The 14,254-nt window shown below is 37.6% G+C and carries 15 protein-coding genes; 11 read left to right on the forward strand and 4 right to left on the reverse strand.

Translation table 11 applies throughout. The annotated features are described in order from the left end of the window. The first annotated feature begins 390 nt into the window (after positions 1–390). Positions 391–2,493 carry a tetratricopeptide repeat protein gene (locus NST93_RS19255; RefSeq protein WP_405099864.1) on the forward strand — a complete coding sequence of 701 codons (2,103 nt, stop codon included), beginning with the start codon at positions 391–393 and terminating at the stop codon, positions 2,491–2,493. A 417-nt stretch (positions 2,494–2,910) separates the two neighbouring features. On the opposite strand, the gene NST93_RS19260 is transcribed toward NST93_RS19255, so the two are convergent. The 3 genes from NST93_RS19260 to NST93_RS19270 form a co-directional block, all read right to left on the reverse strand. Continuing rightward, positions 2,911–2,994: a putative holin-like toxin gene (locus NST93_RS19260; RefSeq protein ID WP_405103971.1), complete on the reverse strand. Its 84-nt coding sequence runs from the start codon at positions 2,992–2,994 to the stop codon at positions 2,911–2,913. Between the two features lie 224 nt (positions 2,995–3,218). Continuing rightward, positions 3,219–3,632, reverse strand: a complete 414-nt coding sequence (locus NST93_RS19265) for a helix-turn-helix domain-containing protein (RefSeq protein WP_405099866.1) — start codon at positions 3,630–3,632, stop codon at positions 3,219–3,221. A gap of 419 nt (positions 3,633–4,051) precedes the next feature. Then, positions 4,052–5,233: an MFS transporter gene (locus NST93_RS19270; RefSeq protein ID WP_405103973.1), complete on the reverse strand. Its 1,182-nt coding sequence runs from the start codon at positions 5,231–5,233 to the stop codon at positions 4,052–4,054. A gap of 651 nt (positions 5,234–5,884) precedes the next feature. On the opposite strand from NST93_RS19270, the gene NST93_RS19275 reads away from it, so the two are divergent. From NST93_RS19275 to NST93_RS19320, 10 genes are all read left to right on the forward strand, one after another. Beyond that, positions 5,885–7,333: a sugar porter family MFS transporter gene (locus NST93_RS19275; protein ID WP_405099868.1), complete on the forward strand. Its 1,449-nt coding sequence runs from the start codon at positions 5,885–5,887 to the stop codon at positions 7,331–7,333. Positions 7,334–7,750: 417 nt separating this feature from the next. Next, positions 7,751–8,302: a sulfurtransferase TusA family protein gene (locus NST93_RS19280; protein WP_405099869.1), complete on the forward strand. Its 552-nt coding sequence runs from the start codon at positions 7,751–7,753 to the stop codon at positions 8,300–8,302. Between the two features lie 12 nt (positions 8,303–8,314). Beyond that, entirely contained in the window at positions 8,315–8,710 is a 396-nt protein-coding gene (locus NST93_RS19285; protein WP_405099871.1) for a DsrE/DsrF/DrsH-like family protein, read from the forward strand. 85 nt (positions 8,711–8,795) lie between these two features. Beyond that, complete coding sequence (locus tag NST93_RS19290; RefSeq protein ID WP_405099873.1) at positions 8,796–9,923, forward strand: MBL fold metallo-hydrolase; 1,128 nt, start codon at positions 8,796–8,798, stop codon at positions 9,921–9,923. Between the two features lie 85 nt (positions 9,924–10,008). Continuing rightward, entirely contained in the window at positions 10,009–10,236 is a 228-nt protein-coding gene (locus tag NST93_RS19295; RefSeq protein ID WP_405099875.1) for a sulfurtransferase TusA family protein, read from the forward strand. 64 nt (positions 10,237–10,300) lie between these two features. Continuing rightward, positions 10,301–11,080, forward strand: coding sequence for a sulfite exporter TauE/SafE family protein (locus NST93_RS19300; RefSeq protein WP_405099877.1), 780 nt, complete (start codon positions 10,301–10,303; stop codon positions 11,078–11,080). Between the two features lie 166 nt (positions 11,081–11,246). Beyond that, entirely contained in the window at positions 11,247–11,507 is a 261-nt protein-coding gene (locus tag NST93_RS19305) for a metal-sensitive transcriptional regulator (RefSeq protein ID WP_405099878.1), read from the forward strand. Between the two features lie 75 nt (positions 11,508–11,582). Next, entirely contained in the window at positions 11,583–11,882 is a 300-nt protein-coding gene (locus NST93_RS19310; RefSeq protein ID WP_405099880.1) for a rhodanese-like domain-containing protein, read from the forward strand. Positions 11,883–11,927: 45 nt separating this feature from the next. Then, the gene (locus NST93_RS19315; protein WP_405099882.1) at positions 11,928–12,287 is read left to right on the forward strand and encodes a rhodanese-like domain-containing protein; all 360 of its coding nucleotides are present in this window, start codon (positions 11,928–11,930) and stop codon (positions 12,285–12,287) included. Between the two features lie 109 nt (positions 12,288–12,396). Then, the gene (locus NST93_RS19320) at positions 12,397–12,633 is read left to right on the forward strand and encodes a glutaredoxin family protein (RefSeq protein ID WP_405099884.1); all 237 of its coding nucleotides are present in this window, start codon (positions 12,397–12,399) and stop codon (positions 12,631–12,633) included. 131 nt (positions 12,634–12,764) lie between these two features. Here the strand turns inward: NST93_RS19320 and NST93_RS19325 are convergent, their stop codons facing one another. Next, positions 12,765–14,108 (reverse strand): sodium-dependent transporter, encoded by a 1,344-nt coding sequence (locus NST93_RS19325; RefSeq protein WP_405099886.1) that lies wholly within the window; start codon positions 14,106–14,108, stop codon positions 12,765–12,767. Between the last annotated feature and the right edge of the window lie 146 nt (positions 14,109–14,254).

The following is a 14,254-nucleotide window of genomic DNA, read 5'->3' on the forward strand; positions in this document are numbered from 1 at the left end:
TTAGTGCCGTAAGTATTTTATATATATTTATGCCTTCTGAATTTTTATTTACTAACAGTCCAGGGGTTTTTATTTTGAGGAAAGGCTACACATATACATAAAATGTAAATATGCTTACTAAAAAAACAAAAGTGTTGTTAAATCATATCTCCAAGCTTTACTATATACTTTTTTTAGATACATCTTTTTACTTTTTGCAGAAAACAATTGTAACTAGTAAAATTTACCACTCCATTTCGCCCCATAAAGCCTGAACTCATTTCGAATATAATATAGTTAGACTTTCTATTTTAAATTACTTTTTTTCATTTGGAATGGTACAAGTAAGATATGAATAGTATAGATATGTATTTTACTTAATTGAATTAAAAATGATTGAGGGGGAGTATTGTGACACCTGAGAATGAGCTGATTAATAAATCCTATTATCAAACGATTATAGATAAAAATGAGAAAGAGCATCCAATTAAGATTTTGGGTGAAATGTATATGGAAGAAATGAAGGGGGAACTGCCAGATTTGTCCTCTATTCGATTTTCTCAAGGGGAAGTATATTTCTTAAATAAAGATTATGAAGCAGCAATTTATAAATGGCAGCATCCTTTAGATGAAGAATTCATTCCATGGGCACAGAAAAATATAGCCGATGCACATGTGGAAATGGGATTATTGGAAGAAGCTGAAAAGTTCTATATGGATGTTCAAACAGAGTCTATTGCGTTAAAGTCAGAAGTCTTATTGCAGCTGTTTTCACTGTACATAGAACAAGACCAGCTTGAGAGGTCTGTTCATACAATTAAAAAGGCTGTTGAATTAAACCCTGATTACTCCTATGTGACAAAAGTAGCTAAGACTTACTTTGAGGATATTAATGATTGGGAAAATGCGGTTGAGCTTGCTGTTAATGAAGCAATACGAACAGAATCGGTCTCTTGGTTTGAGATTTTAGAAGGATATGCAGAGAAAGGTCTCACATCTAAAAATGAACCAAGCTATTTTGCTGGGGTGTTAGCAGTCTTATTACACATCGATATGCACCGTTTTGAGCGTCTGACTGAAGTATTGTGGAGCAGTTATAAGCATGGTGACTTTTATATTCCATGGCTGGAAGTGATGAACCAGCTCCTTTTGAATCAAAAAGTAGAACAGTCTTATAAGTGGGAGAAGGTCCCTGACTTATTTAAAGAAACATACTTCGATTTAATCAGTGGAAGGTTTTTAATCCAGGATATTTCGAATCTAATAGAGGATCATTTAACGAATTGGCTAGCGTTATCTTCCGCTTCAGATAGCTTAATCTCCTCAACCTCGATTCTTTCCTGGAATGAGGTATTTCCAGCCACTCTCGATGCATCTTTGGTCAGTAGGGCAGAACATCATTTTGTGGAATCAAATGCTAACCAAAATGGCAGACAAGAAGGAATCGAACTGATTGATTCTATTAGGTCATGGGCGGAGAAGGAAGGCTTATTAGAAAGGTTAAATGAAAATTTGAGGCCTCTGATGGCTGGAATCAATATTGAAGTGGCAAGTCCAGCTGAAATCCGAAATTTTATTAAGGCTATGATAGAGTGTCTGCTCGAGCAAAGAGTTGAATCGGAAAACGAAATTATGAAAGAAATTGACTGGAACAAAGAGCTGCTGACAGAACTGTATGAAATGCAGCAACAGTCAGGTGATATGGAGATAGAGAAAGTCAGTATCATGGCAAATGCATTGGATAGCTTAAAAAGTAATTTATACGAAAAGGTTAAGAATAACTTACCTCGATTACTTCGGCATTGTTCCGAACTCGTTAAGGAGGATAGTGATTTTACCAAACTTCATACAGTATTAAATGAAGAAATGAATAAGCGGATTACGCACTATATGGAAAAGAATGTCCTGTATGAGTTTAACCATACCATTCTCGAGTGGATTGAAGCCTGTGAAAGAGAGTTTCAAGACTGTCAAAATTTATTCAATGAATACAGTGAAAGAATTAATCAGCAATATAATCAAGAAAAGGTTGTATTGCAGGGTGATTTCGGGGTGCTGAACGATTGGAAACGAGACATGGAGCGGATATCAAGGGGACTTTTAAATCATGAAGAGGTAAATATCATGTTGCGCAATAATGCTTCCCAGCTGCTGTTAAAAGGTGCAGGTAAACTGTTAGGCTCCATGAAAAATAAAGAAATGATTCATAACAGGTATAAGAACTATATTGAGAATAAAGATTATAGTGAAGTGATTGAGAAAATCATGCAACCATTTATATTGCAATTGGAGTTGTTTGAGAAGTCGATCGAGTGGGATACAAACAGATTTTTCTCAGAATCAATGGAAGAGATTCATCGTTTAATGGAGGAAGTACAGATTGATATTGAAAAACATAATAATTCTATCAATATGATGCAAGATAATCCGGAAATCTTTCGTGATCCACTTACTTTATTTGAATTAAAACTTCGTCAGTATGAGTTAATGAATACAGTCGAAGTACTTAACTAGACAGGAAGCCCCCGTTTTGAACGAAATGGGGGCTGTGCTTTTATGGAACACAACTTATTCACTTTGATGTCTTTTATCCAACAATTATCTAGGGATTGTGGTATGTGCATCAATTACTGGAAAGTATAATTTACAATATCTTCTTTCCACCTTTTTTTCTGATATTTGATTACGAATAGTTTAACCATAACAGACAAGCTTATACTGCTTATTTTAAGGAAAGTACAGCAAGTGAAAAAAACGTTTGCTATATTTTAAAAAGGATAAAATTTGGTATCACGATGTCAAAATAGCCATAGAATATAAAAGAAGCTTGGTGCTGTAACACCAAGCCGTTTATGCAGCAGCTCATAAAGGGGCGGGCTCATAAATGAAAGAAAAATAACCACACTAATTGCTGGGATGCGTTAGGGGTGGTTATTTTTTCTGGTGAAAAGACAGCACAGTTACGAGCAAAGAAGCAAACGAAATACAGATGACCAAGCTCTCGAAAACCGTCATTCTCTCAACCCCTTTCTTCTCAGCTCAGAGGGAAGGGTCATTTTTAAAAAACTTATACAGTTATGTTCAGTATTCAAATGTGTTTTGCTGTAAAAAGGCGGATCGATATTCTGCAGTTCACTTACTGGAAACTTTTGTCTTGTTTTATTTCGTTTAGTTAAACGTATGGTAATGATAGCTTGTACTATTCCAAAAAAATAAAAAAACGAGTTTTTTACTCGTTTTTAGTTCGTCTTTTTCAAATATAAACATTCATGAATTGGTGGACAACCTAATGTTAGCCAAATAGCAAAGAAAGTGTCGGCTCTTAACGTCTTTTCATTATTAAAGATTAAACTGAGGTTTGCTTTTTTAATTCCAGTCCTTTTACAAATATCAACTTGTTTTATTTTCTTTTGTTTTGCAATCTCCTTAAATCGATTTTTTATTACTAAGTCGTCCCCAGAACTGGTATTTAGTAACGGCGTCATTGCCTCTATGTCTAATAGTTTAGAAATTGCTGCTCCTTTTATAAAGTCCTCAATTTTAGCCTCTGGAGTATCATTTCTGCCGCGGAAGGAATTGTCTAAATTAATCCAGTCTACCATATTCTTTATTTTTTCGTATGTTTCGTCTTTCATCTCAATTCCAATTCTCATGTATAAAAACCTCTTTTCAAGTACAAGATATTTAAAAACAAAGACTTAAAGGAGTGTATCGTATGCTTCGCACGAATAATGATGATTTAAAGGAGTATGTTGAAGACCTATTAGATAAAGGGAGAAAAGGATAAAGGTCATTTAAACTATATGAATGATTTTGTTTAACTATGCTAAACTTTTCAATCTAAAAGGAACAAAACCGCTAACATATGAAAACTCCCCCATCCTTAATCTAAAATAAGAATGGGGGATGGTTGACTTTGTTTACTTTTTTATCGCAGGTTAAGAGGCAGCAAAATCCCCACTGATTGAAGTTTCACTTTATGACATATCATTTAATACGATGATGCCTCTGTAAATTCTAATGAAAAAATAAAAAAGCATCCAGGAAAAAGAAAACTTTATGTTAAATCGCTTTATTCTATGTCCTGGAATAATGACCTATCCTCCACTTTAAACATGACAATGGCGAGAATCATCCCCAAGAGCATCATTGCCGCCGCAACCATAGTGATTACGGTATATACCAAACCCGCATCAAGTAAAAATGAACCAAGCGTGGCACCAATACAATTGGCCAGGTTGAAAACGGAAGCAGCAACGGTACCGGATAATGATGGAGCTTCTGGTGCAGCGATAATAATCTTCGCGTTTAAGATAGGTGCTAAGCCAAATGCTCCTGCTCCAAACAAGAAGCTCATGACGATTGCCAAGAGAGCATGTTGGATCAAGAACGTATAGAGCGCAAGGATGATAGAAAAGGCCCCGAGAGAGACAATAAGCCATGATGTTAGACGGCTTGGACGAATTTTTCCGGAAGCAATGTTTCCAACAATACCGCCAAGTCCAAAGAAGAATAATCCAAACGTGATGCCCTTAATATCAAAACCAGCAATTTCTCGCAGCATTGGCTCAATAAACGTATAAGCAGTGAAAATTCCCGAAAGGCCAAACACAATAATCGCAATCACCATAAGGACATTTATATTCTTTAAGTTTCTAATTTCCTTTTTCAAATTTGCTGCTTCAACAGGCTTCGCATTTGGTGTAACGATAGCTAGTCCAATAAAAGTCAACAATCCAATGATGGCAATGAACCAAAAAACAAGTCTCCAGTCAAGCACTCCGCCGAGAAACGAACCGAAAGGAACGCCTAACATAACTGCAATTGTTAGACCGCCTTGCACCGCAGAAATGGCGCTTGTCCGCTTAGCCGGTGCGGAAATACGCACAGCTAAGTTCATACAGACCCCGAAAAATGGAGCATGCATGGTTGCTGATAATAACCTGGATAATAATAGGATTTCAAAATTTGGCGCGTTGGCGGCAATCATATTACTGATGAAAAATATAGCCATAAACCATAGAAGCAGCGGCTTTGGTGAATATTTGATTGTCATGATTCGAAGCAACGGCCCAAATATGGCCACACTGATGGCGTAGACGCTTAGCAGCAATCCTGTTGTTGATATGTCTACGTTTAGATCTTCTGCAAATTGTGTGAGCAGACCAGTGACGACATATTCCGTCATTCCAATAGCGAATGTCCCAAGCATAAAAATAAAAAGAATTGTTTTTCTGGAAAAGTTTTTTTGCATCATATTGCAACACCCCTTTACATAAAGTGAAACTTCATTCAGCAGGGGTTATCCTCTGCACTGAATGCTCGTTAAGAGAATAAAAAGAAAAAGCGGCCTATACCACATAGATATCCCAGCTCATTAAAACATAATAAAATCGGACCATCTATAATAAGACATTGTCGAAGTTATGTCTATACCATATAAAAAAGAAATTATTTTAGGAAAATTATTGAAATCGCAGTGTTTTATGTTCGACTTTTAGGTAAGGCGTACAAGATGTTTTGTTTTTTATTTACATGGGTAAAAGATAGTAATAAACAGAGATAGACGGAGGGATTACAATAAAATGGCGATTTAAAAGAGAAGTTACACAAAAGGACAAACAAAAAAGTACAGTGATTTAAGAAGCAAAAATATAGGAAACATGAAAAAATAAAGTGAAAGGTAAAATATAGGAAACAGCAGTATATATTAAATGGATAGATTAAAATCATTTTGCTATTACTCTGGTAATAGTATTTTTATTTTCATTTTTATTCAATTCCGATGTTTACTTTTTCAATGTGCTTACTAATTACTGTCTCTTGAACAAAACTTTATAATAAATTGGTTTTAATCATCTAGAGAGGAACATCGCTATATATGAGAAAGAGAGATAGCATTGAAATGAACAAAAGAGAGAGAAAACAAAGACCTATCAGTTCGAATAACTATTTAACGATAATCATGATTTTTTCAACATTTGGTGGATTGCTTTTTGGATATGATACAGGTGTAATCAATGGGGCGCTGCCTTTTATGGCTAAGCCTGGACAGTTAGATCTGAACGCTTTTACAGAAGGCTTAGTAGCAAGTTCCCTTGTGCTTGGGGCAGCTTTTGGCGCTGTTTTTGGAGGGTTGCTGTCTGACCAATTTGGACGCCGCAGGATCATTCGTTACCTTGCCGCTTTATTCTTTGTTGCGACAATCGCATGTACACTTGCTCCCACAGCAATGATTATGGTATTTTCCCGATTTTTCCTTGGACTGGCTGTAGGCGGGGCTTCTGTAACGGTACAAACTTATTTATCAGAAGTTGCACCAGTCGAGCGGCGAAGCAGGATGGTTACGCAGAATGAACTTATGCTCGTTACCGGTCAATTCTTAGCTTACACGCTCAATGCATTGCTTGCTACAGTTCTTCTTACTGGCAATGATGCCGTTTGGAGGTACATGCTTGCGATTGCAGCTATTCCAGCGATTGTTCTTTGGATTGGCATGCGTATCGTACCTGAAAGCCCGCGCTGGCTTATCCATAAAAGAAAAATGTCAGAGGGTCTGCATGTTTTGCAACAAATTCGGGAGCCGAAACGGGCTGAAATGGAGTTCGACAGTATTAAAACATCCGTCAAAAGAACTTCAAATACGAATAAAGCAACATTCAAGGATTTAAACATTCCTTGGGTACGCCGAATTGTCTTCATTGGAATTGGTGTTGCCGTGCTTCAGCAAATCACAGGGGTTAACGCAATTATGTATTATGGAACAACAATTCTGAGAGATGCTGGTTTTAGTACAAACGCTGCACTCGTCAGTAATATTGCTAATGGGGCCATTGCGGTGATTGCAACCGGGATAGGTGTCTATATCCTTGGTAAAGTTTCTCACAGAAAGATGTTAATGGTAGGACAGGTTGGTGTGATAGCCTCACTTCTTCTGATTGGTATGGCTTCGATGCTGCTTCAAGGTTCGCCGGCACAACCATATGTTGTACTCGCATTAACTGTTAGTTTTCTTGCCTTTATGCAAGGAGCAATCTCACCAACAACGTGGCTGATGCTCTCGGAAATCTTTCCACTTCGTGTGCGTGGAATGGGGATGGGTGTGAGTGTCTTTTTTAATTGGATGACAAATTTTATGATCACTTTTGCATTCCCTGCAGCCCTTAATTATCTTGGATTGGCCATCACGTTCTTTGTTTTTGCTGCACTAAACATAATTGCACTCCTGTTTGCAAAAAAATACTTACCGGAAACAAGAGGACGTTCACTTGAAGATTTAGAAAATAGTTTTCGCGCACGCAGCAACAAGAACCATAATATAAGTGCTGCATCAGGAGCAGAATATATTCGATGATTTTCGATTATAACTTCGGGAATAAAGATACTGAAATTTGGAAAACTGTCTTCGATAAGCGCTCTCTTGGACAAAACTGACTGTAAATCGATAATACTGTCCTTGATAAGGATTCTCTAAGCCTAAAGAAACTGGGATTGCTCCCTGACAGGCTTAGAGAATGCCTTCATATACAGGCAGTATTTAGGTCAAATTTTATAAAATAAATGCAAGGCTTGACATTTTACCCGACGGGGTATATTATAGGACATGTAGTTATTTTTCACAGGCAAAAATCTGTGGAGAAATATGACAGGCATCCTATATACGTCGTTGTATATGGTAATATTTTTTACTGTAAATTATACCCCCATAGGTAAATGGAGGGGGACGACGATATATTTTTTTAGTGACTATAATACCAGGGGGGGTAGCTTAATGATAAAAGCAAATCAACAATTAGATGCCAAAGGCCTGGCTTGCCCAATGCCAGTAGTGAAAACGAAAAAGGCGATTTCGGATGTTGAGGAAGGCAATGTATTGGAAGTGCTGGCAACAGATAAAGGGTCTAAAGCAGATTTAGCTGCTTGGGCACATTCTGTTGGACATCAATATTTAGGAACAGTGGAAGAGGACGATGTGCTTCATCACTACATTCGGAAAGGCAATAGTGAGCCGACAGTAGAAAAATCTTATGAACACACTGTCTCACTTAATGAAATTGAATCTCGTGATGGCTTAATCTTAGACGTTCGTGAAGCAGCAGAATATGCATTTGGGCATATTGAAGGAGCAAAATCCATTCCAATGGGTGAGCTTGAAGCAAGAATTGAAGAGTTGGATAAAGACAAAGAAATTTATGTTATTTGCCGAACTGGAAATCGCTCTGATTTGGCAGCACAGCTTTTAGCAGAAAAAGGCTTTTCTAAAGTTTATAACGTATTGCCGGGCATGCATGATTGGAAAGGCAACATAACAAAAGAAATTTAGGAGGAATAGATGATGTCAGAAAAAGTAGCTATTATCGCAGCAAACGGTGGATTGTTTGATGCATACAAAGTATTTAATATCGCAACAGCAGCAGCAGCGTCAGAAAAAGAGGTGCAAATCTTTTTCACGTTTGAAGGACTGAACTTAATTCATAAGCAAGGTATGCATAACTTAGAGATGCCAGAAGGAAAAGAACATTTTGCGGAAGGTTTCAAAAAAGCAAATGTGCCTTCTATTCCAGAGTTAGTGGAAATGGCACAAGATCTTGGTGTTACATTTATTGCTTGCCAAATGACAATGGATGTAATGGGTCTTACAAAAGAAGACTTTATCGATGGAATCGAAGTTGGCGGAGCAGTTACCTTTATCGAATTTGCAAAAGATGCAGCACCAACATTAACTTTCTAATTAACCTTTTTAAAAACTTTATGCAGTGGGGAATATCTCCACTGCATAAAAAAAGATTTAAATATACCTAGGGGGGTAACTTAAAGTGACAGTAAATAAATGGACAGCAGCAAAGATTGCACGAAAAGTAATTGATAATGAAGAACTATTTATTTTAGATGTACGTAATAGAGATGCATTTGCAGACTGGAAAATTGAGGGGCATAAATTTGAATATTTAAATATCCCTTACTTTGAATTATTAGATGGTGTGGAAGAAATTTTACCGAAGCTTCCAACTGATAAAGAAGTATTGGTTGTATGTGCGAAGGAAGGTTCCTCTGTGATGGTAGCAGAAATGCTGTCAGAGGCTGGTCGTGAAGCGGCATATCTTGAAGGCGGAATGAAGTCTTGGAGCAGCTATCTTGAGCCGATTAAAGTTGCTGATTTAAATAATGGCGGAGAGCTGTATCAATTTGTACGTTTAGGAAAAGGCTGCCTGTCCTATATGGTCATTTCTGATGGGGAAGCGGCAATTATAGATGCAGTGCGTTTCACAGATGTATTTGTAAACTTTGCAAAAGAAAAAGGTGCAGAAATCAAGCATGTATTTGATACACACTTACACGCAGACCATATTTCTGGTGGACGTCATATTGCAGCGGAAACAGGTGCAGCATATTATCTGCCGCCAAAAGATGCAACGGAAGTCGTGTTTGATTACACAGCACTTACAGAAGATCTAAGTGTGAAAATAGGTGCATCTCAAATTGATGTAAATGCACTTTATTCACCAGGTCATACGATTGGTTCTACTTCGTTTGTCATTGATAATCAATTCTTATTAACAGGCGATATTTTATTCATCGACTCCATCGGACGCCCGGACTTAGCGGGACTAGCAGGAGACTGGGTTGGTGACTTAAGAGAAACATTATATTCCAGATACCGTGCATTAGCAGAAGACTTAGTGGTATTGCCTGCACACTTTATGATTATTGATGAACTAAATGAAGATGGTACAGTAGCAAGACGTCTTGGTGATCTATTTAAAGAAAACCATGGTTTAAATATTGAAGACGAAGCTGCATTCCGCAGCACGGTTACGGATAATTTACCGCCACAGCCAAATGCTTACGAACAAATTCGCCAAGTAAATATGGGGAAAATGTCACCAGAAAATGATGAACAAACTGAAATGGAAATCGGACCAAACCGTTGTGCGGTTCGCTAAATTTCCAGTAATAAATTGAATGCGGCAGTATTTAAGTCGATGATTACAAAATTTAGTTATAAACATTAAAAAAGGAGTGTTTCAAATGGATGTTATAAAAACATTAGATGCGAAAGGTTTATCTTGTCCAATGCCTGTTGTTAAAACAAAAAAAGCAATGGATACGATGAACACAGGTGAAATATTAGAAGTACTTGCGACAGATAAAGGTGCTTTAAGCGATATTCCTGCATGGGCTAATGCAGGTGGTCACACGATAGTAGAACAAAAAACGGAAGATGAAGTCATTTATTTCTATATTCAAAAAGCATAATGAAAACCAAATAGCGAGTAGCAGTGCCTACTCGCTATTCTGAATTAGAAAGAAGGATTGTCAAATGGATTTAACTTTTATCATCGTCATTTTTGCAATTGGTTTTATTGGTTCCTTCCTATCGGGAATGTTAGGTGTGGGCGGATCTATTATTAAATATCCGATGCTTTTATATATACCTCCATTATTTGGCCTGGTTGCATTTACCGCTCACGAAGTTTCTGGTATCAGTGCTGTACAAGTACTGTTTGCTTCAATCGCTGGGGTATGGGCTTATCGAAAAGGGGGATACCTAAACAAACAGCTTATCGCCTATATGGGTGGGGCCATCCTGATTGGGAGTTTAATTGGCAGCTATGGATCCAGCTTTCTATCTGAACAAGCAGTGAATATTGTGTACGGTACTCTAGCTGTTATTGCAGCAGTCATGATGTTTATACCAAAAAAGCAAGTAGATGATATGCCGCTGGATGAAGTGACGTTTAATAAACCGCTGGCAGCAATTTTAGCATTAATCGTCGGAATAGCATCTGGCATCGTTGGTGCTGCTGGAGGCTTCCTGCTTGTGCCGATTATGTTAACGGTTCTCCACATTCCAACCCGAATGACAATCGCAACAAGCTTAGCTGTAACCTTTATCTCTTCGATTGGAGGGAGTGCAGGTAAACTTGTTACAGGTCAAGTAGATTACCTGCCAGCAATTATTATGATTGCGGCAAGCCTGCTGGCAGCACCACTTGGAGCAAAGGCTGGCAAGAAAATGAATACGGGGATTTTGCAAATCATCTTGGCACTTATGATAGCAGGTACTGCAGTGAAGCTGTGGCTGGATATTTTAATATAGTATATATAAGAACTCGATAAATGAAATACATGTCTCAAAGAATTGACTTACATACCTGTAAGGGTATATAATGCAGGTATATTATTTTGAGGTGTATTAAATAAAAATAAATTCGAGTGATATGCATCCAATCGGCAAGAGTCTCTGCGCAAGGAGTGATTAGAAAATGGAATATGATAAATCAGTTGTCAACCGTCTCAAACGAGTGGAAGGACAGATCAAAGGTGTTTTAAGTATGATTGAAAAAGGCGAAGACTGCAGGGATGTTATTACACAGTTATCTGCCTCGAGAAGTGCAATTGACCGTACAATCGGTTTGATTGTCAGTATGAACTTAGAGCAATGTGTCCGGGAAAATATAGCGAATGGCGAAAATACGGATGAAGTTGTAAAAGAAGCTGTAAATTTATTAGTGAAAAGCAGATAAGTTCAGCAATTCATGTGAAAAAGAAATCAATACCAAACTAGGTACAAAAACTTAAAAATATTTGGAGGATTTATTATGAATGAAGAAATAACAGCAAAAGAATTGGAACAAAAATTAGTTGCAGGTGAAAAACTGAATATAGTTGATGTTAGAGAAGACGAAGAAGTTGCAGCAGGAATAATTCCAGGAGCACAACATATTCCACTTGGAGAAATTCCGGAACGTCTAGCGGAATTAGATAAAAATGAGCATTACTACATGGTATGTCGTTCAGGCGGCAGAAGCGGAAATGCATGTCAGTACTTAGTCCAAAATGGTTATAATGTAACCAATATGGCGGGCGGCATGCTGGATTGGGAAGGAGAAATGGAGTAATTACTCCATTTCTGCTTAAAAATTAATGATATAGGAGTACTGAAAATGGATATCATACAATGGATTATCATCATTTTAATCATCGCATTTTTAGCCAGCCGTTTTATGCCGGTTAAGGGTATTGCGAATATAAATGTTCAAGAAGTTAAAAATAAGTTTAAGGATAACAATGTCCAATTCATTGATGTCCGTACACCAGGAGAATATAAAGCAAATCACCGCAAGCCTTTTAAAAATATCCCACTATCTAATCTTGCTAGTAAAGCGGATAAATTAGATAAGGAGAAAGAGGTTGTTGTTATTTGCCAGAGCGGCATGAGAAGTGCAAAGGCAGCCAAAATGCTGAAGAGACAAGGATTCGAAAAGATATACAACGTTAAAGGCGGTATGGGTGCCTGGTTCTAAGAATAAAAATGCTAAATGAAAAAGCAATTCGATTTTGGTTCCAGAATATTTTTTTAAACTGCTGCATACCTAATAGGGTATGGGGAATGATATATACGGAGGTATGGTGATGGAAAAAAATATTACAGTCTATACAACAACACAATGTCCTTACTGCACCATGCTGAAAGGATTTTTATCTGAAAAAGATATTGCTTTCGAGGAAGTTAATGTGGAGAAAGATCCAATGATGATGCAGAGGGTCGTCAACGAAACAGGACAAATGGGTGTGCCACAAACTGAAGTTAATGGCAAATGGGTTATTGGCTATGACCCGGAAAGCATTCTAAAAGCATTAGGACAATAAGGTTTTTGAGGAGGACGGTAACGCGCATCGATTTTGGCTCACCGTCCGCCACAGCAGGTAAAGAGAAGCATTCTCTTTACCTGTTTTAGTTTTTACGTTTATTAGGTGGAGAGAGCCCCCCCCTAAATCTTTTACCAAATCCCTAAAACATCCAGCATGACAAGCACAATTAAAATAGGTACAACATAGCGGATAAGGAAGAACCATGCTTGAAATACGCCATATTTGATGCTGCTTCCTTGTTTGAGTTCTTCGTACAGGTTTGACTTTTTCATTTTAAATGAAACGAAAATCGCTATAAATAAGGCGCCAAGAGGCATAAGTATATTACTTACCATATAATCTGCCAGGTCAAAGATTGTTTTATCAAATAGCGTCGCATCACTCCATACACCATAGGATAGTGTGGATGGAATGCCAAAGACAAAGATTGCGAGTCCAATAATCCATGCCCATTTCTTTCTTTTTGCAGCATCTCCCTTAGAAATGACAGCAACAATAACTTCCAGCATGGAAAATGCTGAAGTTAAAGCAGCGAATAAGAATACAATTAAAAAAGCTGCGAAAAACAACATCCCTAATGGGAGCTGACTAAAAATGGTTGGCAATACATTAAATACGAGGACAGGTCCGGCGTTCGGTGATAAGTCAAATGCAAATACAGCTGGGAAAATAACAAGTCCTGCCAAAAGCACTACCATAATATTCATACCAACGATTGAGAAGGCTGAACGCGGCAAATTCTGATCCTTTGGTAAATATGCACTATACGTAATCATAGCCGTAACACCGACACTTAATGTAAAGAAAGATTGGCCCATTGCTTCAAGTACTGTACCTGATGTTACTTTTGAAAAGTCAGGCTGAAATAAGAAGGCGATACCTTCTAGTGCACCGTCAAGCGTAACCGAGCGGATAACAAGAATGATAAAAAGTATTGTGAGGGCTGGCATCATAATTTTATTTGCCTGCTCAATCCCATTTTGAACGCCTCTCGTGATAACGATGATTGTTATCATAATAAAAATAAACTGCGCACTAAGTGTAATCAGCGGATTTGCGATGGTTTCTCCAAACATTTCCGCATACTGTGCTTCGTTTAATCCATTTAAACCACCAGTGACAATTTTGCCCAAGTACGTAATAATCCAGCCGCCGATCACACTATAAAAAGAAAGCAGAATAAAAACAGTCGTCATCCCAAGAATGGCAATATAATGCCATTTTGTTCCTGGAGCAATTGTTTTAAAGGAGTTAACAGGATCTTTCTGGGCTGTCCTGCCAATAGTGAACTCAGCTACTAAAAGCGGCAAACCGAGTATTAATGTGAATAAAAGAAAGATGATAAGAAATGCCCCACCACCATTTTGTCCTGTGATATAAGGAAATTTCCAAATGGCACCGAGACCAATTGCTGCTCCTGCAGCAGATAAAATAAAACCAATTCGTGATGAAAACTGCTCTTGCTGGCTCAAAATAAATTCGTCCTCTCCAATAGATATCTATAACATTTTCGTTTATTTAGAGATAGATGTCAATTATTCGAATAATCGATAGATGAGATTTTTCTAAAAGGAGAGTTAGCAGTCTGTTCAAAAACACTCCTTTATCCTTATTGACC

The sequence above is a fragment of the Oceanobacillus sp. FSL H7-0719 genome (assembly GCF_045040795.1).
GTDB lineage: Bacteria > Bacillota > Bacilli > Bacillales > Amphibacillaceae > Oceanobacillus.